The organism is Pseudomonas protegens (assembly GCF_013407925.2).
Taxonomy (GTDB): domain Bacteria; phylum Pseudomonadota; class Gammaproteobacteria; order Pseudomonadales; family Pseudomonadaceae; genus Aquipseudomonas; species Aquipseudomonas fluorescens_AP.
Window position 1 is genome coordinate 2,150,636 of record NZ_CP060201.1, and the last position, 18,136, is coordinate 2,168,771.

An 18,136-nucleotide genomic window follows, 5' to 3' on the forward strand; every position below is an offset into this window, starting at 1 on the left:
TCATTGCCCCTGATCTTGGTCGTCGACGATGCGGTATTCGGCGCTGCGGGCGTGGGCGGTCAGCGACTCACCACGGGCCAGCACCGAGGCGGTGCGGCCCAGCTCGGACGCGCCCTGCTCGGAACAGAAGATGATCGACGAGCGTTTCTGGAAGTCATACACCCCCAGCGGCGAAGAGAAACGCGCGGTGCCGGACGTCGGCAGCACGTGGTTCGGCCCGGCGCAGTAATCGCCCAGGGCCTCGGAGGTGTGACGGCCCATGAAGATCGCCCCGGCGTGGCGGATCTGCGGCAGCCAGGCTTGCGGGTCGGCCACCGACAGCTCCAAGTGCTCGGGGGCAATGCGGTTGGCCACGTCCATGGCTTGCTGCATGTCGCGAACCTGGATCAGCGCGCCACGGCCATTGATCGAGGTGTTGATGATCTCTGCGCGCTCCATGGTTGGCAGCAGCTTGGCAATGCTTGCCGCCACCTGGTCGAGGAACTCGGCGTCCGGGCTGACCAGGATCGCCTGGGCGTCTTCGTCGTGCTCAGCCTGGGAGAACAGGTCCATGGCGATCCAGTCCGGATCGGTCTGGCCGTCGCAGACCACCAGGATCTCCGACGGGCCGGCGATCATGTCGATCCCCACCTGGCCGAACACGTGGCGCTTGGCGGTGGCCACATAGATGTTGCCCGGGCCGACCACCTTGTCCACCTGGGGCACGCTTTCGGTGCCGTAGGCCAGCGCCGCGACAGCCTGGGCGCCACCGATGGTGAACACCCGGTCGACCCCGGCAATGCAGGCGGCGGCCAGCACCAGTTCGTTGACCTCGCCACGTGGGGTCGGCACCACCATCACCACCTCGGTCACGCCCGCCACCTTGGCCGGGATCGCGTTCATCAGCACCGACGACGGGTAAGACGCCTTGCCCCCCGGAACATACAGGCCGGCGCGGTCCAGCGGCGTGACCTTCTGGCCCAGCACCGTGCCGTCGGCCTCGGTGTAGCTCCAGGAATCCTGCTTCTGTTTCTCGTGATAGCTGCGCACCCGCGCCGCGGCCTTTTCCAGGGCTTCGCGCTGGGCCACGGTGATTCGGGTCAGAGCCAGCTCCAGGCGCTCGCGCGGCAGGATCAGGTCGGCCATGGAGGCCACTTGCAGGCCGTCGAAACGCTGGGTGAATTCCACCAGCGCCGCATCACCGCGCTCGCGCACGGCCTTGATGATGTCCAGCACCCGCTGATTGACCGAATCGTCAGAGACACTTTCCCAGCTCAGCAGATGATCCAGATGACGGGCGAAATCCGGGTCGGCAGCGTTGAGTCGGCGAATTGCAGTCGGAGCGGTCATAGCGAAGGCCTCAATGATTGGCGAGTGCACAAAAGGGCAAGCTTGGATTTGCAAAGCTCAGGCGCCGCAAGACTACCAAGCCATCCGCGTGGGCACCTGAGCATTCTGGCTATGACGCGGATAGATGGGCGCGGCTCAAGGCCACGCATGTGAATCAGCCGCGGTGTCGCGATTCCACTGCCTTGCGCAGGGTGTCGATCAACGCCTGGATACGGGCGTGCTGCATCTTCATCGATGCCTTGTTGACCACCAGACGGGAGCTGATGGTGGCGATCAGTTCCTGGGGCTCCAGACCGTTGGCCCGCAGGGTGTTGCCGGTGTCGACCACGTCGATGATCTTGTCCGCCAGACCGATCAGCGGCGCCAGTTCCATCGAGCCGTAGAGCTTGATGATGTCGACCTGACGGCCCTGCTCGGCGTAGTAACGCTTGGCCACGTTGACGAACTTGGTGGCCACGCGCAGGCGGCCCTTGGGTTCGACGGCGCCAATCGCACCGGCGGTCATCAGCTTGCACTGGGCAATCTGCAGGTCCAGCGGTTCGTACAGGCCCTGGCCGGAGTACTCCATGAGGACGTCCTTGCCAGCCACCCCAAGGTCGGCGGCGCCATGTTCGACATAGGTCGGCACATCGGTGGCGCGCACGATCAGCAGGCGAACATCGTCCTGGGTCGTGGGGATGATCAGTTTGCGGCTCTTGTCCGGATTCTCGGTTGGCACGATGCCCGCTTCAGCCAGAAGCGGCAGCGTGTCGTCGAGGATACGGCCCTTGGACAGTGCGATGGTCAACATGAGTAACGTAAGTCCTTATGCGGCGACTGATGCCCGGACGCAAACGGCGCCAGACATGCGTCGAGCCTGAAGACAGGCTCGACGTGGAACAGATTCGGCAGTGGGCACCTCCCTGTGCCCGTCATGCAACTAGCCCGGTACGCGGCGGATCTTGGCGCCGAGCATCTGCAGCTTCTCTTCGATGCACTCGTAACCACGGTCGATGTGGTAGATGCGGTCGATCAGGGTGTCGCCTTCGGCCATCAGGGCCGAGATCACCAGGCTGGCCGAGGCCCGCAGGTCGGTGGCCATGACCGGCGCGCCCTTGAGGATCTCGGTGCCGGTAACGATCGCGGTGTTGCCTTCGACCTGGATCTTGGCGCCCATGCGGTGCAGCTCGTACACGTGCATGAAGCGGTTTTCGAAGATGGTCTCGATGACCGCGCCCGTGCCTTCGGCAATCGCGTTCAGGGAAATGAACTGCGCCTGCATGTCGGTCGGGAAAGCCGGGTACGGAGCGGTACGCACGTTGACCGCCTTGGGGCGCTTGCCGTGCATGTTGAGCTCGATCCAGTCGCTGCCGGTGGTGACTTCAGCGCCGGCTTCCTTGAGTTTTTCCAGTACGGCTTCAAGGATGGTCGGATCGGTGTCCTTGACCTTGACCCGGCCGCCAGTGACGGCAGCCGCCACCAGGTAGGTGCCGGTTTCGATACGGTCGGGCATGACCTTGTAGGTCGCCGAATGCAGGCGCTCGACGCCATCGATGGTGATGGTGTCGGTGCCGGCGCCGGAAATCTTCGCGCCCATGGCGATCAGGAAGTTCGCCAGGTCGACGACTTCCGGTTCGCGGGCGGCGTTCTGCAGCACGCTGCGGCCACGGGCCAGGGCCGCGGCCATCATGATGTTCTCGGTACCGGTCACGCTCACGGTATCGAAGAAGAAATTCGCGCCGCGCAGGCCGCCTTCAGGGGCCTTGGCCTTGATGTAGCCGCCTTCGACGTCGATCACCGCGCCCATGGCTTCCAGGCCGCGGATGTGCAGGTCGACCGGACGCGAGCCGATGGCGCAACCGCCTGGCAGGGCCACTTCGGCCTCACCGAAGCGGGCAACCATCGGGCCCAGTACCAGGATCGAGGCGCGCATGGTTTTCACCAGCTCGTAGGGCGCTACCAGGGTCTTGATGGTGCGCGGGTCGATTTCGACACTGAGCTTCTCGTCGATCACCGGTTCGATGCCCATGCGGCCGAACAGCTCGATCATGGTGGTGATGTCGTGCAGGTGCGGCAGGTTGGCCACGGTGACCGGGCCATCACACAGCAGGGTTGCCGCCAGAATCGGCAGCGCGGAGTTCTTGGCCCCGGAAATGCGGATCTCGCCATCAAGGCGAACGCCGCCGGTAATAATCAATTTATCCATAACAGTCTCGACGCCCTTGGGCTCAGGTGCGCTCGGCCCAGGCCGCGCGGCTGAAAAATTTCATGGTGATCGCATGGATGCTGCCATCGGCAATCCATGGATTCAAATGGGCATAGATGCTCTGCTGACGCTTGACCGGGCTCAAGGCCACCAGTTCGTCGCTAATCACGTTCAGCTGAAAGTTGCAGCCTTCGCCCTCAACTTCTACCTGAGCTCCGGGCAGCTTTCCCTCAAGAAAGCTCTTCACTTCGTTGGCCTGCATGCTCAACCTCAATCGGCGCCCTGTGCGCGCGGGTCGGACATCATACAAAAAAGCCCCGCGCCTGCGAACCCCGCATAGCAGGACTCTGACGGGGGGCTTCTCTATGGATGTGGGTGACTACGGATGGAGGAGGATCTCGGTGACCCCGGATACCTCGGCGATTTCTCGCATGTCGTCGGGCAGGGCACGAACGCTCACGGTCTTGCCAAGGCCCTGACCGTCGCGAATGAAGGCCAGCAACAGGGCCAGACCGACGCTACTGGACTTTTCCACCGCCGAGCAGTCGAGTACCAGGGCCGTGCCCGGACTCGACTTGATCAGCGCCAGGCCCTGCTTGCGCAGGCTCGGGCCGCTGCGGTAGTCCAGCACGCCGCTGATCAGCAGCTCCCCGGCGTCACCCAGGCGCACGGCCGACTCGCTCATTGTGCCGCCTTATGGGCAGCGTCTTCGGTGACTTCCTTGGCCTTGGCCACTTCGCCGGCCCAGCCGTCGATGGTCTTGTCCAGGTTGTTGCCGTTGCGCTGCATGGCGTCGGCGAACTGATCACGGAACAGCTTGCCGATGTTGATGCCGTTGATGATCACGTTGCGTACTTTCCACTCGTCGTTGATCTTTTCCAGGGTGTAGGACACTGGATAGATCGCGCCGTTGTTGCCTTTGACCTGCATGTCCACGCTGGTACGGGTGCCGCTTTCATCCTTGGCCGGAGAAACGGTGATGCCCTGGTTGTTGTACTCGAGCAAGGCGTTGCCATAGAACTGCATCAGGCTGCGCTTGAAGTTTTCCTGGAAGCGCGCCATCTGCTCCGGCGTGGCCTTGCGCGAATACTTCACGGTCATGATGCTGCGGGAGATGCCGTCGGCGTCCACCACCGGACCGACAATGCCGTTCAGGGCGTTGTAGAAGTCGTTCGGGCTTTGCTTGTACTTTTCCTTGTTGGCCGCCAGATCCGCCAGCAGGCGGGTGGTGGTGTCCTGCACCAGATCGTGGGCGGAAGGTGCAGCGGCCGCGTTAGCCAGCAACGGCAGGGCCGCCAGCAGCACCAACAGGCCACGTCGCAAGATAGAGATCATCGAAAAACTCCTCATTTGGCGTCTTTGCTAACGGTATTGAGCAGGAATTTACCGATCAGGTCCTCCAGCACCAGCGACGACTGGGTGTCGTGGATGGTTCCACCATCCTTGAGCAAGGCTTCTTCCCCGCCCACGCTGATACCGATGTATTTCTCACCCAACAGGCCAGCCGTCAGAATAGATGCAGTGGAGTCGGTCGGCAGATTATCCACACGTTTTTCCAGTTGCATCGTCACCCGACCGGTGAAGCTGTCACGGTCCAGATCGATCGCCGTGACCTTGCCGATGGTTACCCCGGCCATGGTCACCTTAGCTCTGACCGTCAAACCGGCGATATTGTCGAAGTAGGCGTAAAGCTTGTAGGTATCGGTGCTTGCGCTCGGAGACAAGCCACTGACTCGCAGGGCAAGCAACAGCAAAGCCAGAATGCCGGCCAGCAGGAAAAGGCCGACACCGATTTCCAGGGTGCGGTTTTGCATCAGAAATCTCCAAACATCAAGGCGGTCAGAATAAAGTCCAAGCCCAGTACGGCCAACGAGGCGTACACCACGGTCTTGGTAGTGGCACGGCTGATCCCCTCTGAAGTGGGCTCACAGTCGTAGCCTTGGAATACGGCGATCCAGGTCACTACAAACGCAAAAACGATACTTTTGATCACACCGTTGAGTACGTCACCGCTGAAGGTCACGCTGTTCTGCATGTTCGACCAGTAGGAACCTTCATAGACCCCCAGCCAGTCCACGGCAACCCAGGAACCGCCCCAAATCCCCACCACACTGAAAATCATCGCCAGCAGCGGCAGGGAAATGAAGCCGGCCCACAGGCGCGGCGCGATGATGTACTTGAGCGGGTCGACCCCGATCATCTCCAGGCTGGAGAGCTGCTCGGTGGATTTCATGTTGCCGATCTCGGCCGTCAGCGCCGAACCGGCGCGACCGGCGAACAGCAGCGCGGTGACCACCGGCCCCAGCTCGCGCAACAGGGTCAGGGCGACCATCTGCCCTACCGCCTGCTCCGAACCGTAGCTGGAGAGAATGTTGAAGCCCTGCAGCGCCAGCACCATGCCGATAAAGACCCCGGACACGACGATGATCACCAGGGACATCACGCCCACGGAGTGCAGTTGCTTGATCAGCAGGCCGAAACTGCCGCCGATGCCGCCGCGTCCCAGCAGCGCGTGAAACAGGAACAGGGTGGAACGCCCCAGTACCGCCAGGACATCGATGCCTGAGCGACCGAAGAGGCGAACCCTCTCGATTAGCGATATTTTGCGCATCAGCGCTTCCCCAGAAGATCTGCGCGGTAATCCGTCGCTGGAAAGTGAAACGGCACCGGGCCGTCGGGATCGCCCTTCATGAATTGACGGATACGCGGATTGTCGGAGTCCATCAGTTCGTCAGGAGTTCCCTGCCCCAATACCTGGCCATCGCCAACCACATAGAGGTAATCGGCAATGCTCGCGGTTTCCGCAAGATCGTGGGACACCACGATGCTGGTAATGCCCAGGGCATCGTTGAGCAGGCGAATCAAGCGCACCAGGACGCCCATGGCAATCGGGTCCTGCCCCACGAAGGGCTCGTCGTACATGAGAATCTGCGGGTCCAGGGCGATGGCCCGGGCCAGGGCGACCCGACGCTTCATGCCGCCGGACAGCTCGTCGGGCATCAGGTCGACGGCACCGCGCAGGCCCACCGCCTGCAGCTTGAGCAGGACAATGTCGCGAATCATCTCGTCCGGCAGCTCGGTATGCACCCGCAGCGGAAAGGCCACGTTCTCGAACACATCCAGATCGGTGAACAGCGCGCCACTCTGAAACAGCACGCCCATCTGCTTGCGTGCATCGAACAGATCGCTGCGCGAGAGGGTCGGCAGATTCTGGCCGTTGACCCACACTTCGCCGCTGCTGGGCCGCAACTGCATGCCCATCAAGCGCAACAGGGTGGTTTTTCCGCAGCCGGAAGGCCCCATGATGCCGGTGACCTTGCCCCGCGGAATACGGATATCCACGTTATTGAAAATGCTGCGCGCACCGCGCTTGAAGGACAGTCCCTTCAGCTCGACCGCGTAGGCGTTATCGGCACTCATCTAAACTCCTTGCGATGCAGCCTATCACTCGGACGCTTGGCTCCCTGCCGGGAGTACGTGCCCCTGGGCAGGCCGAACTGGCGGCGAACTATATCACTGCTGATACGGCGCCCCCAAGGCCGAAGCCGTCAACGTTCAGGTCCAGGACAGGCGAAATCGGAGGAATCCTGATACCGGACGGACAAAGGCTGACGAACTTGCGTGAGGGATTTGTTCATTACCGCTATAATCGCCGCCTTTTCATCGGGCTATACGATTTCAGACATGAGCCAATCCAGCGACCTGATTCAATCAGCACAACGCACCATCCGCCTCGAACTTCAGGCCGTAGAAGGCTTGCTGCCCCATATCGACGCAGATTTCGTACGCGCTTGCGAGATGATTCTGGCCAGCAAAGGCCGCGTGGTCGTGGTGGGCATGGGCAAGTCCGGGCACGTCGGCAACAAGATCGCGGCGACTCTGGCCAGCACCGGAACCACGGCTTTCTTTGTCCATCCGGCCGAAGCCAGTCATGGCGACATGGGCATGATCACCCGCGACGACGTGATCCTGGCCCTCTCCAACTCCGGCTCCACCAACGAAATCGTCACCCTGCTGCCGCTGATCAAGCGCCTGGGCATCCAGCTGATCAGCCTCACCGGCAACCCCGAGTCGCCGCTGGCCAAGGCCGCCGACGTCAACCTGAATGTGCATGTCGAACACGAGGCCTGCCCGCTGAACCTGGCGCCGACCTCCTCGACCACTGCCGCCCTGGTCATGGGCGATGCCCTGGCCGTGGCCCTGCTGGAAGCTCGCGGGTTCACCGCCGAAGACTTCGCGTTCTCCCATCCCGGAGGCGCCTTGGGCCGCCGCCTGCTGCTCAAGGTCGAGAACGTGATGCACGAAGGCAGCGACCTGCCACAGGTGCAACGGGGCACCCTGCTCAAGGATGCGCTCATGGAAATGACCCGCAAGGGCCTGGGCATGACCGTGATCCTGGAAGCCGACGGTCGCCTGGCCGGGATCTTCACCGACGGCGACCTGCGCCGCACCCTGGATCGCGCCATCGATATCCACCACGCCACCATCGATTCGGTCATGACCCCTCATGGCAAGACCGCCTGTGCCGATATGCTGGCCGCCGAAGCCCTGAAGATCATGGAAGACCATAAAATCAGCGCCCTGGTGGTGGTGGACAAGGAAGACCGGCCGATCGGCGCCTTGAACATGCACGACCTGCTGCGCGCGGGAGTGATGTAAATGAGTGCCGACCTGCTGCAACGCGGTAAACACATCAAGCTGGCGGTCTTCGACGTCGACGGAGTCCTGACCGACGGTCGCCTGTACTTCCTTGAAGACGGCAGCGAGTTCAAGACCTTCAACACCCTCGACGGCCAAGGCATCAAGATGCTCATGGCCGCCGGGGTGCAGACCGCGATCATCAGCGGGCGCAAGACCCCGGTGGTGGAGCGTCGGGCCAAGAACCTGGGGATTCCCCACCTGTACCAGGGCCGCGAAGACAAGCTGGTGGTACTGGACGAACTTCTTGGCCAACTGGGCCTAAGCTATGAACAGGTCGCCTACCTGGGTGACGACCTGCCCGACCTGCCGGTGATCCGCCGTGTCGGCCTGGGCATGGCGGTGGCCAACGCCGCCGGCTTTGTCCGCGAACACGCCCACGGCATTACCCTCGCCCGTGGCGGCGAAGGCGCCGCACGGGAGTTCTGCGAGCTGATCCTGCGCGCCCAGGATCGCCTTGAAGCAGCCAATGCCGCTTATTTATAGAGCCCTCCCATGCTGAGTAAAAAGATTCGCACCATCCTGATCTTCGGGACCATCGCCCTGCTGTTCGCGGCGGTCGGCTACTGGAACATCAGCCCGGAACGCTTCCTCGACAAGCCTGTGGTGCAGGTCGACGAGAGCGCCATCGACTATTACGCGATCAACGCCCGCAGCGTGCAGTACCTGCCCGACGGCAAACTGCAGTACGAAATGACCTCGGACAAGGTCGAGCACATCAAGGCCAGCGAAGTGACGCTGCTGACCAAGCCCGACCTGCAGATGTACCGCGGCACCACTTATCCCTGGCACGTCCAGAGCGAGCGCGGCGAAGTCAATCCGGACGGCACCGAGGTCGAGCTGATCGATTCGGTCCGGGTTTCCCGCACCGATGAGCACAACCGCAACCTGCTGATCACCACCAGCCGCATGACAGTATTCCCGCAGAAGCAATATGCGCAGACCGAGCAAGCCGTTAGAATCGACGGCGCCGACGGCGTGACCACTGCCAAGGGAATGAAAGCGTATTTGAAAGACGGCAGGATGAACCTGCTATCGAACGTAAGAGGACAGTATGAGGCTCGTTAAAACCCTCCCTATTTTGCTCAGTCTGGGCGCAGCACTGGGAAGCGTGAGCGCCTGGGCTCTGCCGAACGATAGCCAACAGCCGATCCGCATTCAGGCCGACGACGCCCAGTTGGACGACAAGAACGGCGTGGCCACCTACAAGGGCGATGTGATCATCACCCAGGGCTCGATGAAGATCACCGGCAACACCGTGACCATCACCCGATCCAAGACTGGCGAAATCGATGTCGTGACTTCGGTGGGCAACCTGGCCTACTTCGAGCAGCTGCAGAAGCAGACCGACCCGAAACCGGTCCAGGCCTACGCCGTGACCATCCAGTACCATGCCCAGCAGAACCGCATCGTGCTGATCGACAAGGCCAAGGTGATCAACGACGGCAACACCACCGAAGGCGAGAAAATCGTCTACGACACCGTCAAGCAAGTGGCTAACGCCGGTCGCGCCAATGGCAGCTCGGTCACCGCGCCACGTCCGCGGATCGACATGGTCATCCAGCCGAAAAAGAAAACCGACGAGCAAAAGGCCCAGTAATGGCAACTCTGAAAGCTCAGCACCTGGCCAAGAGCTACAATAGCCGCCAGGTCGTGCGTGATGTCAGCCTGTCCATCGACAGCGGTCAGATCGTCGGCCTGCTCGGCCCCAACGGCGCCGGCAAGACCACCTGCTTCTACATGATCGTCGGCCTGGTCCAGGCCGATCAGGGCCGCGTGCTGATCGATGATCTGGACGTCAGCCACCAACCGATGCACGGTCGCGCCCGCGCCGGTATCGGCTACCTGCCCCAGGAAGCCTCGATCTTTCGCAAGCTGTCGGTGGCCGACAACATCATGGCCATCCTCGAGACCCGCAAGGAGCTCGACAAGGCCGGCCGTCGCCAGGAGCTGGAAAGCCTGCTGCAGGAATTCCACATCAACCACATCCGCGACAACCTCGGCATGAGCCTGTCCGGTGGTGAGCGCCGCCGCGTGGAAATCGCCCGAGCGCTGGCTACCGCCCCCAAGTTCATCCTGCTGGACGAACCCTTCGCCGGTGTGGACCCGATCTCGGTCGGCGATATCAAGCAGATCATCCATCACCTGAAGGCCAAAGGCATCGGTGTGCTGATCACTGACCACAACGTCCGGGAAACCCTGGACATCTGTGAGACCGCCTATATCGTCAACGACGGGCAACTGATCGCCGAAGGCGACTCCGAGACTATCCTGGCCAATGAACTGGTCAAGGAAGTCTATCTGGGCCATGAGTTCCGCCTGTAACGGCTGAGGTGTCGGGCCAGACGCCAGAGCGCCGGAAACGATAAATCCCCACAAACTTTATTGTTACAGCGCTCTAGGCAAACACTTCAGTTTCAGGCATATAATTTGCTTATGTTTGGCGCTCCGGCGCCCTGTAGTGGATGGCGCATGTGCGCCGGCAAATAAGGTGTTAAGCCCCTGCCATGAAACCATCGCTAGTCCTGAGAATGGGCCAGCAGCTGACGATGACACCGCAGCTGCAACAGGCCATCCGCCTGCTCCAATTGTCGACCCTGGACCTGCAACAGGAAATCCAGGAAGCCCTGGAGTCCAACCCGATGCTCGAACGCCAGGAAGACGGCGACGACTTCGACAACAGTGACCCCCTGGCCGACAACACCGAGTCCAAACCCAATACCGAAATCCAGGAACCCTCCTATCAGGAAACCGCCCCCACGGTGGACAACCTCGAGGAAGGCGAGTGGAACGAACGCATCCCCAACGAACTGCCCGTGGACACCGCCTGGGAAGACGTCTACCAGACCAGCGCCAGCAGCCTGCCCAGCAGCGATGACGACGAGTGGGACTTCACCACTCGCACATCGGCCGGTGAAAGCCTGCAGAGCCACCTGCTCTGGCAACTGAACCTGGCCCCGATGTCGGACACCGATCGCCTGATCGCCGTGACCCTGATCGATTGCATCAACAATCAGGGCTACCTGGACGAAACCCTTGAGGAAATCCTCGAGGCCTTCGATCCGGAGCTGGACATCGAGCTGGACGAGATCGAAGCCGTCCTGCATCGCATCCAGCAATTCGAACCTGCCGGTATCGGTGCACGCAACCTGGGTGAATGCCTGCTCCTGCAACTGCGCCAACTGCCGGCGAAAACCCCTTGGCTTAGCGAGGCCCAGCGCCTGGTCAGCGATTACATCGACCTTCTGGGCAGTCGCGACTACAGCCAATTGATGCGCCGCATGAAGCTCAAGGAAGACGAACTGCGCCAGGTCATCGAACTGGTGCAAAGTCTCAATCCGCGTCCCGGCTCGCAGATCGAATCCAGCGAAGCCGAGTACGTGGTCCCGGACGTCATCGTGCGCAAGGACAACGAGCGCTGGCTGGTGGAGTTGAACCAGGAATCCGTGCCACGCCTGCGGGTCAACGCACAGTACGCCGGCTTTGTTCGCCGCGCCGACACCAGCGCCGACAACACCTTCATGCGCAATCAGTTGCAGGAAGCCCGCTGGTTCATCAAGAGCCTGCAGAGCCGCAACGAAACCCTGATGAAAGTCGCCACCCAGATCGTCGAGCACCAACGGGGCTTCCTAGAGTACGGCGACGAAGCCATGAAACCCCTGGTTCTGCATGACATTGCCGAAGCGGTAGGCATGCACGAATCAACGATTTCCCGGGTGACCACGCAAAAATTCATGCATACCCCTCGGGGCATATATGAACTGAAATACTTTTTCTCCAGCCACGTCAGCACCTCGGAAGGCGGCGAATGCTCGTCCACGGCAATCCGCGCGATCATCAAAAAACTGGTGGCCGCGGAAAATCAGAAAAAGCCGTTGAGTGACAGCAAGATCGCTGGTTTACTGGAGGCACAAGGCATTCAGGTAGCCCGTCGGACCGTCGCCAAATACCGCGAATCCCTTGGGATCGCGCCTTCCAGCGAACGGAAGCGGTTGATGTAACCGCCGGGCCGGCCACAGCGTTTCAGAGCGTGCCTGCAAGCTGGCTGAGCCAGTGATTGCAGGCATGGTCTAGGTGGCAGGCACCTCAGCCTGCCGCGTTATGCACTGGCAACGAAGGAGAAGCTGTATGCAAGTCAACATCAGTGGACACCAACTCGAAGTGACTGAACCTCTGCGCGCTTACATCGGCGAAAAACTCGACCGGCTGGAGCGGCATTTCGACAAGATTACCAATGTGCAGGTCACCATGGCCGTCGAAAAACTGAAGCAGAAAATCGAAGCCACGCTGCACATCCACGGTGGGGAGGTCGTCGCCAATGCAGAACATGACGATATGTATGCCGCAATCGACCTGCTCACGGACAAGCTTGACCGCCAACTGAAAAAGCATAAGGAAAAGCAACTCCACCTTCTCCAAGGCACGGGTCGCTAACACTCCCCTCCCATGATCCGACTTGAAAGCATCCTGACCCCCGGCCGTTCCCTGGTGAACGTGCCGGGCGGCAGTAAAAAACGCGCCCTCGAACAAATTGCCAACCTGATCAGCCGTGAAGTGCCTGATCTGGAGATGCAGGACGTCTTCGAGAGCCTGATCGCCCGCGAGAAACTCGGCTCCACCGGTTTTGGCAACGGCATCGCTATTCCCCACTGCCGCCTCAAAGGCTGTGAGTCGCCCATCAGTGCACTGATGCACTTGGACGCCCCCATCGATTTCGACGCCATCGACGGCGCCCCGGTCGACCTGCTGTTTGTCCTGCTGGTCCCGGAAGCCGCCACCGATGCTCACCTGGAACTGCTGCGGCAGATCGCCAGCATGCTCGATCGCAAGGAAGTCCGTGATCGCCTGCGCAGTGCCTCCAGCAACGAAGCCTTGTATCAGGTTGTCCTGGACGAGCAAAACGGTCAGTAATCATGCGCTTGATCATCGTCAGCGGCCGTTCCGGCTCAGGTAAAAGCACCGCCCTCGATGTTCTCGAGGACCACGGCTACTACTGCATCGACAACCTGCCCGCAGGCTTGCTGCCCGAGCTGGCCGAACGTGCATTGATTCACACTGAACTGGCGCAACCGCTGGTGGCGGTGTCCATCGACGCCCGCAACCTGCCCAGCCATCTGTCACGCTTTCCCGAGCTGCTGGAAGAAGTGCGCAGCCGGCATATCCAGTGCGATGTGCTGTATCTGGATGCCGACGAGGAAACCCTGCTCAAGCGCTTCTCGGAAACTCGTCGTCGTCACCCGCTGAGCAGTGCCAATCGCTCGCTGGCCGAAGCCATCCACGATGAAACCCAACTGCTGGGCCCGATCGTCGATCTGGCCGACCTCAAGGTCAACACCACCAATCTGAACCTCTACCAACTGCGGGACACCATCAAGCTGCGCCTGTTGAACCAGCCGGAACCCGGCACCGCGTTTCTGGTGGAGTCCTTTGGTTTCAAGCGCGGCATGCCGGTGGACGCCGATCTGGTGTTTGACGTTCGCTGCCTGCCCAACCCGTATTGGAAGCCCGAACTGCGCGCCCAATCCGGACTGGACGCCCCGGTGGCGGAATACCTGGCCGCGCAACCCGATGTCGAGGAGATGTTTCAGGACATCGAAAGCTATCTGCTCAAGTGGCTGCCGCGCTTCGCCGCCAGCAACCGCGCCTACGTAACCATTGCCATTGGCTGCACCGGCGGGCACCACCGCTCCGTGTACCTGACCGAGCGCCTGGGCAAGGTGTTGCAAAAAACCCTGAAGAACGTCCAGGTTCGCCACCGCGACCTTAGCTGAAAGGATCTACCCCGCGATGCCAGCTCTGGAAATCGAGATCATCAACAAACTGGGCTTGCACGCCCGTGCCTCGGCCAAGTTCGTCGGCGTGGCCGGCCAGTTCCCCTGCCAGATCCGCGCCGGCAGGACCCCGGACTCCATGGTCGACGGCAAAAGCATCATGGCCATGATGATGCTCGCCGCCGGCAAGGGCACCAAGATCCACCTCAAGACCGAAGGCGAGCAGGAACAGGAAGCACTGGATGCACTGGTTGCCCTGATCAACAACTACTTCGACGAAGGCGAGTAAGCACGAGCGAGCCACACGGCAATCAGGCGAGTGCCGTGTCCATCACCATCATCAGGCAAAAACCGATACACAGCCCGAGGCTGGCAAGCTTGTCATGGCCATTGCGACGCGACTCGGGAATCACTTCATGAGTGACTACCAACAGCATCGCCCCCGCCGCCAGGGCCAGCCCCAAGGGCAGCAGCACCTGCGCCAGGCTCACCAGCCAGGCACAGAGCAAGGCAAAGACCGGCTCCACCAGGCCTGAAGCGGCGCCGATCAGGAACGCCTTGACCCGCGACATCCCCGCCCCTGCCAACACCAGGGCAATCACCAGTCCTTCCGGTACATCCTGCAGGGCAATGCCCATGGCCAGGCTGTCCGCATCCGGCATGCCACCTCCGGCCGACACCCCCACCGCCATCCCTTCAGGAATGTTGTGGGCAATGATCGCGAAGACGAACAGCCAGATACGCGGGGCAATCACCGGATGCTCCGACGTACCCACCAGCAGCTCCGGGCTGCCCCCGGAAATCTTGCGATCCACCAAAAACAGAACACAGGCCCCCAGCATGATGCCGGCGCAGATCAGGCCGCTGGAGCCCCAGGCAGACAAGCCCAGGTCCTGGGCCGCGGCAATCCCGGGGACAATCAGTGAAAACGCCGTTGCCGCCAGCATCACTCCGGCACCAAAACCCAGCAGGGTGTCGCTTACGGCCACCGGCATTTGCCGGATCACCAGCACCGGGACCGCCCCCAATGCCGTGCCAAGCGCGCAAATGGAACCGCCCTGCAAGGCACGCAGCAAGCGCGGCTCCAGGTTCAGCCAGCTCAACCCTTGAGCCACCAGCAAAGCCGTACCCGCCAACAGCAACAACGAACCGAAGGCATAGCGAAACATTCGTCCGCTGCTGATCGCCAGTGTTTCCGTGCCCATAGTCGGCCTTAGATCTTGTTTGCAGGAGAAGGGATCAAGCCATCGCCGCCCGGTAGCGCTGAGCCACTTCCGGCCAGTTGATCACGTTGTAGAAGGCGTTGATGTATTCCGGCCGCCGGTTCTGATAACGCAGGTAATAGGCATGCTCCCACACGTCCAGACCAAGAATGGGCGTATTGCCGTTCATCAGCGGGCTGTCCTGATTGGCGCTGCTTTCCACCACCAGTCTTTTCTCCGGGGTCACGCTGAGCCAGGCCCAGCCGCTGCCGAAACGGCTCAGCGCGGCCTTGGTGAAGGCCTCCTTGAAGCGTTCGAAACCGCCCAGTTGCTGCTCGATGGCCTGCCCCAGGGCACCGTCGGGCCTGCCGCCGCCTGTCGGGGTCATGACGGCCCAGAACAGGGAATGGTTGGCATGACCGCCGCCCTGGTTGATCACGGCAGCACGAAGCTGCTCAGGCAGTTGCTGGACGCTGGCCACCAGCTTCTCGATCTCCCAACCGGCCCATTCGGTGCCCTCCACTGCGGCATTGAGGTTGTTGATGTAGGTCTGGTGGTGCTTGCTGTAGTGAATCTCCATGGTCTGCGCATCGATGTGCGGCTCCAGGGCGTCGTAGGCGTAAGGCAGTGCAGGCAAGTTAAAGGACATATCAATGAACTCCGAAAAGGGCGCCGTCGGCGCGCGGGCTATCGCTCGACAGCCCCGTGACGTTGCCGCCCAGCAAGCGATGAGTGCGGGGATATTCACCGTGCTCGCCGATGAAATTCAGCAGCTCGACGTAGGTCTTGCTGCTCTGGCGCCAGGCCGCCTCGCGCAAGGCCGGGGCCAGGCGACCGTCCTGCATGGTCTGCAGCAGGCGCTGATGGATCGCGCAGAGGTATTCCGCGCTCTCCTCAGGCTGGTTCAGGTGTAGATGCAGGTCCGCCAGGTTGTGATGGGAAATCACGCAGGCCGCCACCGCTTCGTCGGCATCCGCCCAGCGCTCGAACAACACCTGGGCCAGCGCCAGCGCCTGTAGGTAGAACTCGCGAGCATCCACCAGTTCGCCCTGCATAAAGAGGCGATTGGCCCTTTCGATCGTGCGTTTCCAGTGCTCCATGGTGCGCCTCCAAAACGGTGTCGAGGGTTACACGCCGCCGGCGGTGAGTTTTTCCGGATCCAGCAGAGTTTCCAGCTGGCTACGCGGCAGATCGGTGAGTTCCAACGCCACATCGATCACCGGCCGTCCCTGCCGGTAGGCGGTCTTGGCAATTTCCGCGGCCTTCTGGTAACCGATGATCGGGTTCAGGGCGGTAACCAGGATCGGGTTGCGTGACAGCGCTTCCTTGAGCTTGGCTTCGTTGACCTTGAAGCTGGCAATGGCCTTGTCAGCCAGCAAGCGGCTGGAGTTGGCCAGCAGCTCGATACTGCCCAGCAGGTTCTGGGCGATGATCGGCAGCATCACGTTGAGCTCGAAGTTGCCCGACTGGCCGGCCACGGTGATGGTGCTGTCGTTGCCAATGACTTGGGCGGCAACCATCGCCACCGCCTCCGGAATCACCGGATTGACCTTGCCCGGCATGATCGACGAACCCGGCTGCAACCCTTGCAGCTCGATCTCGCCAAGCCCCGCCAGCGGGCCGGAGTTCATCCAGCGCAGGTCGTTGGCGATCTTCATCAACGACACCGCGGTGGCCTTGAGTTGGCCGGATACCGTGACCGCGGTGTCCTGGGAGCCGATCAGGGCGAACAGGTTCTTGCCCGGGGTGAACTGCACCTGGGTCAGGTGGCTCAACTGCTGGCAAAAGCGCGCGGCGAACTCGGGGTGGGCGTTGATCCCGGTGCCCACCGCGGTGCCGCCCTGGGCCAGGGCTTGCAGGCTCGGCAGCAGGTCCTGCAAGTGAGCGATGTTGGCCTTGAGCTGTTGTGCCCAGCCCTCCAGCACCTGGCTCATGCGTACCGGCATGGCATCCATCAGGTGGGTACGCCCGGTCTTGATGAAGGGATGCACCTCTACCGCCTTGCGTTCGATGACCTCCACCAGATGCACCAGTGCCGGCAACAAGCGCTCGTGCAGGGTCAGGGCGGCGCTGACATGAATGGTGGTGGGAATGATGTCGTTGCTGCTCTGGCCACAGTTGACGTGGTCGTTGGGATTGACCGGCTCGCCCAACAAGCGACTGGCCAGGGTCGCCAGCACTTCGTTGGCGTTCATGTTGGAACTGGTGCCGGAACCGGTCTGGAAGATATCCACCGGGAAGTGCTGCATGAAATCGCCTTCAAGAAGGCCCTGAGCAGCATCGACAATGGCCTTGCCCTGGGCGGCGCTGATCTGCTGCAGCTCGACGTTGGCCCTGGCCGCGGCGGCCTTGGCCAGGATCAGCGCACGGATAAAGGCCGCCGGCATGCGCTGGCCGCTGATGGGAAAGTTATCCACCGCGCGCTGGGTCTGCGCGCCATACAACGCCTGCTCCGGGACCTGCAGTTCGCCCATGCTGTCGCGTTCGATACGGAAGTTACTCATCGGGAAATCCTTGCACCAGTTCAATCAGAGGAATGGAAGGCAGCAGCGACACGGTCGCCAACCGCCAGGCATGGCTTTGCCAGCGCTTGAGCCGACACTTGCACAACGACAACCGCTCCATGTCGCGCAATGGGCGCCAGGCCTGATCCAGGCACAGGCTGCGCCAGTGCCAGGGCAACGCGGTATCGGTAGCGGTATCGAGCAATAAACGGAAGGAAGTTTCAGCAACGGTCCAGGCCGACATGGACGTGCAGCACGCCAGATAGCACCCTTCGGCCAAGTAGTGCTCAATCAGACGCGGTTCATCCGGCTCCAGTGCGCAACGGATCTGGCGACTCATCCAGCGCCAGCTTTCGAGGTAGGGCTGCTCGTGCAAGGCAGAACTCATGACCTGGGCTCATTGAATAATGATTTTCATTATTAAATGATATTGAGAATCAAATCAAT

Annotated in this window: 24 protein-coding genes; 10 read left to right on the forward strand and 14 right to left on the reverse strand. The window is 61.5% G+C overall.

Features of this window, described 5'->3' with window-relative positions:
• The 9 genes from hisD to GGI48_RS10160 form a co-directional block, all read right to left on the reverse strand.
• Entirely contained in the window at nucleotides 1–1,329 is a 1,329-nt protein-coding gene (gene hisD / locus GGI48_RS10120; RefSeq protein ID WP_179598127.1) for a histidinol dehydrogenase, read from the reverse strand.
• Between the two features lie 154 nt (nucleotides 1,330–1,483).
• Nucleotides 1,484–2,119, reverse strand: a complete 636-nt coding sequence (gene hisG / locus GGI48_RS10125; RefSeq protein ID WP_016968619.1) for an ATP phosphoribosyltransferase — start codon at nucleotides 2,117–2,119, stop codon at nucleotides 1,484–1,486.
• 129 nt (nucleotides 2,120–2,248) lie between these two features.
• The gene (murA, locus tag GGI48_RS10130) at nucleotides 2,249–3,514 is read right to left on the reverse strand and encodes a UDP-N-acetylglucosamine 1-carboxyvinyltransferase (protein ID WP_047301786.1); all 1,266 of its coding nucleotides are present in this window, start codon (nucleotides 3,512–3,514) and stop codon (nucleotides 2,249–2,251) included.
• Between the two features lie 22 nt (nucleotides 3,515–3,536).
• On the reverse strand, nucleotides 3,537–3,776 hold the full coding sequence (locus tag GGI48_RS10135) for a BolA family protein (RefSeq protein ID WP_016966651.1): 240 nt from the start codon (nucleotides 3,774–3,776) through the stop codon (nucleotides 3,537–3,539).
• Nucleotides 3,777–3,893: 117 nt separating this feature from the next.
• Nucleotides 3,894–4,199, reverse strand: coding sequence for a lipid asymmetry maintenance protein MlaB (locus GGI48_RS10140; protein WP_179598129.1), 306 nt, complete (start codon nucleotides 4,197–4,199; stop codon nucleotides 3,894–3,896).
• The gene (locus GGI48_RS10145) at nucleotides 4,196–4,849 is read right to left on the reverse strand and encodes a phospholipid-binding protein MlaC (protein ID WP_016966649.1); all 654 of its coding nucleotides are present in this window, start codon (nucleotides 4,847–4,849) and stop codon (nucleotides 4,196–4,198) included. Before GGI48_RS10145 ends, GGI48_RS10140 begins: the two co-directional genes overlap by 4 nt.
• Before the next feature lie 11 nt (nucleotides 4,850–4,860).
• Complete coding sequence (mlaD, locus tag GGI48_RS10150) at nucleotides 4,861–5,328, reverse strand: outer membrane lipid asymmetry maintenance protein MlaD (protein ID WP_016966648.1); 468 nt, start codon at nucleotides 5,326–5,328, stop codon at nucleotides 4,861–4,863.
• On the reverse strand, nucleotides 5,328–6,125 hold the full coding sequence (gene mlaE, locus GGI48_RS10155; protein ID WP_016966647.1) for a lipid asymmetry maintenance ABC transporter permease subunit MlaE: 798 nt from the start codon (nucleotides 6,123–6,125) through the stop codon (nucleotides 5,328–5,330). The genes mlaD and mlaE overlap by 1 nt, the downstream gene beginning before the upstream one ends.
• Entirely contained in the window at nucleotides 6,125–6,934 is an 810-nt protein-coding gene (locus GGI48_RS10160; RefSeq protein ID WP_016966646.1) for an ATP-binding cassette domain-containing protein, read from the reverse strand. The genes mlaE and GGI48_RS10160 overlap by 1 nt, the downstream gene beginning before the upstream one ends.
• Before the next feature lie 264 nt (nucleotides 6,935–7,198).
• Between GGI48_RS10160 and GGI48_RS10165 the strand changes: the two genes are divergently transcribed.
• The 10 genes from GGI48_RS10165 (at nucleotide 7,199) to GGI48_RS10210 (ending at nucleotide 14,272) form a co-directional block, all read left to right on the forward strand.
• Complete coding sequence (locus GGI48_RS10165) at nucleotides 7,199–8,173, forward strand: KpsF/GutQ family sugar-phosphate isomerase (RefSeq protein WP_179598131.1); 975 nt, start codon at nucleotides 7,199–7,201, stop codon at nucleotides 8,171–8,173.
• Nucleotides 8,174–8,698 (forward strand): KdsC family phosphatase, encoded by a 525-nt coding sequence (locus GGI48_RS10170; protein WP_016966645.1) that lies wholly within the window; start codon nucleotides 8,174–8,176, stop codon nucleotides 8,696–8,698.
• A 9-nt stretch (nucleotides 8,699–8,707) separates the two neighbouring features.
• On the forward strand, nucleotides 8,708–9,280 hold the full coding sequence (gene lptC, locus GGI48_RS10175; protein WP_016966644.1) for an LPS export ABC transporter periplasmic protein LptC: 573 nt from the start codon (nucleotides 8,708–8,710) through the stop codon (nucleotides 9,278–9,280).
• Nucleotides 9,267–9,812, forward strand: coding sequence for a lipopolysaccharide transport periplasmic protein LptA (lptA, locus tag GGI48_RS10180; protein ID WP_011059271.1), 546 nt, complete (start codon nucleotides 9,267–9,269; stop codon nucleotides 9,810–9,812). The genes lptC and lptA overlap by 14 nt, the downstream gene beginning before the upstream one ends.
• Entirely contained in the window at nucleotides 9,812–10,537 is a 726-nt protein-coding gene (gene lptB / locus GGI48_RS10185; protein WP_179598133.1) for an LPS export ABC transporter ATP-binding protein, read from the forward strand. Before lptA ends, lptB begins: the two co-directional genes overlap by 1 nt.
• 182 nt (nucleotides 10,538–10,719) lie before the next feature.
• Nucleotides 10,720–12,213 (forward strand): RNA polymerase factor sigma-54, encoded by a 1,494-nt coding sequence (locus tag GGI48_RS10190; protein WP_016966643.1) that lies wholly within the window; start codon nucleotides 10,720–10,722, stop codon nucleotides 12,211–12,213.
• A 127-nt stretch (nucleotides 12,214–12,340) separates the two neighbouring features.
• Nucleotides 12,341–12,646: a ribosome hibernation-promoting factor, HPF/YfiA family gene (gene hpf / locus GGI48_RS10195; RefSeq protein WP_016966642.1), complete on the forward strand. Its 306-nt coding sequence runs from the start codon at nucleotides 12,341–12,343 to the stop codon at nucleotides 12,644–12,646.
• 12 nt (nucleotides 12,647–12,658) lie between these two features.
• On the forward strand, nucleotides 12,659–13,123 hold the full coding sequence (ptsN, locus tag GGI48_RS10200) for a PTS IIA-like nitrogen regulatory protein PtsN (protein WP_016966641.1): 465 nt from the start codon (nucleotides 12,659–12,661) through the stop codon (nucleotides 13,121–13,123).
• Nucleotides 13,124–13,125: 2 nt separating this feature from the next.
• The gene (rapZ, locus tag GGI48_RS10205; protein WP_016966640.1) at nucleotides 13,126–13,983 is read left to right on the forward strand and encodes an RNase adapter RapZ; all 858 of its coding nucleotides are present in this window, start codon (nucleotides 13,126–13,128) and stop codon (nucleotides 13,981–13,983) included.
• A gap of 16 nt (nucleotides 13,984–13,999) precedes the next feature.
• A complete protein-coding gene (locus GGI48_RS10210) occupies nucleotides 14,000–14,272 on the forward strand; it encodes an HPr family phosphocarrier protein (RefSeq protein WP_016966639.1) in 273 nt (90 codons plus the stop codon).
• Nucleotides 14,273–14,294: 22 nt separating this feature from the next.
• Here GGI48_RS10210 and GGI48_RS10215 read toward each other — a convergent pair whose 3' ends face one another.
• Genes GGI48_RS10215 through GGI48_RS10235 form a run of 5 tightly spaced genes read right to left on the reverse strand, consistent with a single transcriptional unit; the run spans nucleotide 14,295 to nucleotide 18,077 of the window.
• A complete protein-coding gene (locus GGI48_RS10215; protein ID WP_016966638.1) occupies nucleotides 14,295–15,188 on the reverse strand; it encodes a ZIP family metal transporter in 894 nt (297 codons plus the stop codon).
• A gap of 34 nt (nucleotides 15,189–15,222) precedes the next feature.
• Complete coding sequence (locus GGI48_RS10220) at nucleotides 15,223–15,834, reverse strand: superoxide dismutase (RefSeq protein WP_179598135.1); 612 nt, start codon at nucleotides 15,832–15,834, stop codon at nucleotides 15,223–15,225.
• A gap of 1 nt (nucleotide 15,835) precedes the next feature.
• Nucleotides 15,836–16,285 carry a hypothetical protein gene (locus tag GGI48_RS10225; protein WP_179598137.1) on the reverse strand — a complete coding sequence of 150 codons (450 nt, stop codon included), beginning with the start codon at nucleotides 16,283–16,285 and terminating at the stop codon, nucleotides 15,836–15,838.
• A 27-nt stretch (nucleotides 16,286–16,312) separates the two neighbouring features.
• Entirely contained in the window at nucleotides 16,313–17,689 is a 1,377-nt protein-coding gene (locus GGI48_RS10230) for an aspartate ammonia-lyase (RefSeq protein ID WP_179598139.1), read from the reverse strand.
• Nucleotides 17,682–18,077 carry a FagA protein gene (locus tag GGI48_RS10235; protein WP_179598141.1) on the reverse strand — a complete coding sequence of 132 codons (396 nt, stop codon included), beginning with the start codon at nucleotides 18,075–18,077 and terminating at the stop codon, nucleotides 17,682–17,684. The genes GGI48_RS10230 and GGI48_RS10235 overlap by 8 nt, the downstream gene beginning before the upstream one ends.
• Nucleotides 18,078–18,136 lie beyond the last annotated feature (59 nt).

Excerpts from the sequence above, each read along its gene's own strand:
- hisD (WP_179598127.1), bottom strand. The coding sequence starts at position 1,329 with ATGACCGCTCCGACTGCAATTCGCCGACTCAACGCTGCCGACCCGGAT.
- hisG (WP_016968619.1), bottom strand. The coding sequence starts at position 2,119 with ATGTTGACCATCGCACTGTCCAAGGGCCGTATCCTCGACGACACGCTG.
- murA (WP_047301786.1), bottom strand. The coding sequence starts at position 3,514 with ATGGATAAATTGATTATTACCGGCGGCGTTCGCCTTGATGGCGAGATC.
- GGI48_RS10135 (WP_016966651.1), bottom strand. The coding sequence starts at position 3,776 with ATGCAGGCCAACGAAGTGAAGAGCTTTCTTGAGGGAAAGCTGCCCGGA.
- GGI48_RS10140 (WP_179598129.1), bottom strand. The coding sequence starts at position 4,199 with ATGAGCGAGTCGGCCGTGCGCCTGGGTGACGCCGGGGAGCTGCTGATC.
- GGI48_RS10145 (WP_016966649.1), bottom strand. The coding sequence starts at position 4,849 with ATGATCTCTATCTTGCGACGTGGCCTGTTGGTGCTGCTGGCGGCCCTG.
- mlaD (WP_016966648.1), bottom strand. The coding sequence starts at position 5,328 with ATGCAAAACCGCACCCTGGAAATCGGTGTCGGCCTTTTCCTGCTGGCC.
- mlaE (WP_016966647.1), bottom strand. The coding sequence starts at position 6,125 with ATGCGCAAAATATCGCTAATCGAGAGGGTTCGCCTCTTCGGTCGCTCA.
- GGI48_RS10160 (WP_016966646.1), bottom strand. The coding sequence starts at position 6,934 with ATGAGTGCCGATAACGCCTACGCGGTCGAGCTGAAGGGACTGTCCTTC.
- GGI48_RS10165 (WP_179598131.1), top strand. The coding sequence starts at position 7,199 with ATGAGCCAATCCAGCGACCTGATTCAATCAGCACAACGCACCATCCGC.
- GGI48_RS10170 (WP_016966645.1), top strand. The coding sequence starts at position 8,174 with ATGAGTGCCGACCTGCTGCAACGCGGTAAACACATCAAGCTGGCGGTC.
- lptC (WP_016966644.1), top strand. The coding sequence starts at position 8,708 with ATGCTGAGTAAAAAGATTCGCACCATCCTGATCTTCGGGACCATCGCC.
- lptA (WP_011059271.1), top strand. The coding sequence starts at position 9,267 with ATGAGGCTCGTTAAAACCCTCCCTATTTTGCTCAGTCTGGGCGCAGCA.
- lptB (WP_179598133.1), top strand. The coding sequence starts at position 9,812 with ATGGCAACTCTGAAAGCTCAGCACCTGGCCAAGAGCTACAATAGCCGC.
- GGI48_RS10190 (WP_016966643.1), top strand. The coding sequence starts at position 10,720 with ATGAAACCATCGCTAGTCCTGAGAATGGGCCAGCAGCTGACGATGACA.
- hpf (WP_016966642.1), top strand. The coding sequence starts at position 12,341 with ATGCAAGTCAACATCAGTGGACACCAACTCGAAGTGACTGAACCTCTG.
- ptsN (WP_016966641.1), top strand. The coding sequence starts at position 12,659 with ATGATCCGACTTGAAAGCATCCTGACCCCCGGCCGTTCCCTGGTGAAC.
- rapZ (WP_016966640.1), top strand. The coding sequence starts at position 13,126 with ATGCGCTTGATCATCGTCAGCGGCCGTTCCGGCTCAGGTAAAAGCACC.
- GGI48_RS10210 (WP_016966639.1), top strand. The coding sequence starts at position 14,000 with ATGCCAGCTCTGGAAATCGAGATCATCAACAAACTGGGCTTGCACGCC.
- GGI48_RS10215 (WP_016966638.1), bottom strand. The coding sequence starts at position 15,188 with ATGGGCACGGAAACACTGGCGATCAGCAGCGGACGAATGTTTCGCTAT.
- GGI48_RS10220 (WP_179598135.1), bottom strand. The coding sequence starts at position 15,834 with ATGTCCTTTAACTTGCCTGCACTGCCTTACGCCTACGACGCCCTGGAG.
- GGI48_RS10225 (WP_179598137.1), bottom strand. The coding sequence starts at position 16,285 with ATGGAGCACTGGAAACGCACGATCGAAAGGGCCAATCGCCTCTTTATG.
- GGI48_RS10230 (WP_179598139.1), bottom strand. The coding sequence starts at position 17,689 with ATGAGTAACTTCCGTATCGAACGCGACAGCATGGGCGAACTGCAGGTC.
- GGI48_RS10235 (WP_179598141.1), bottom strand. The coding sequence starts at position 18,077 with ATGAGTTCTGCCTTGCACGAGCAGCCCTACCTCGAAAGCTGGCGCTGG.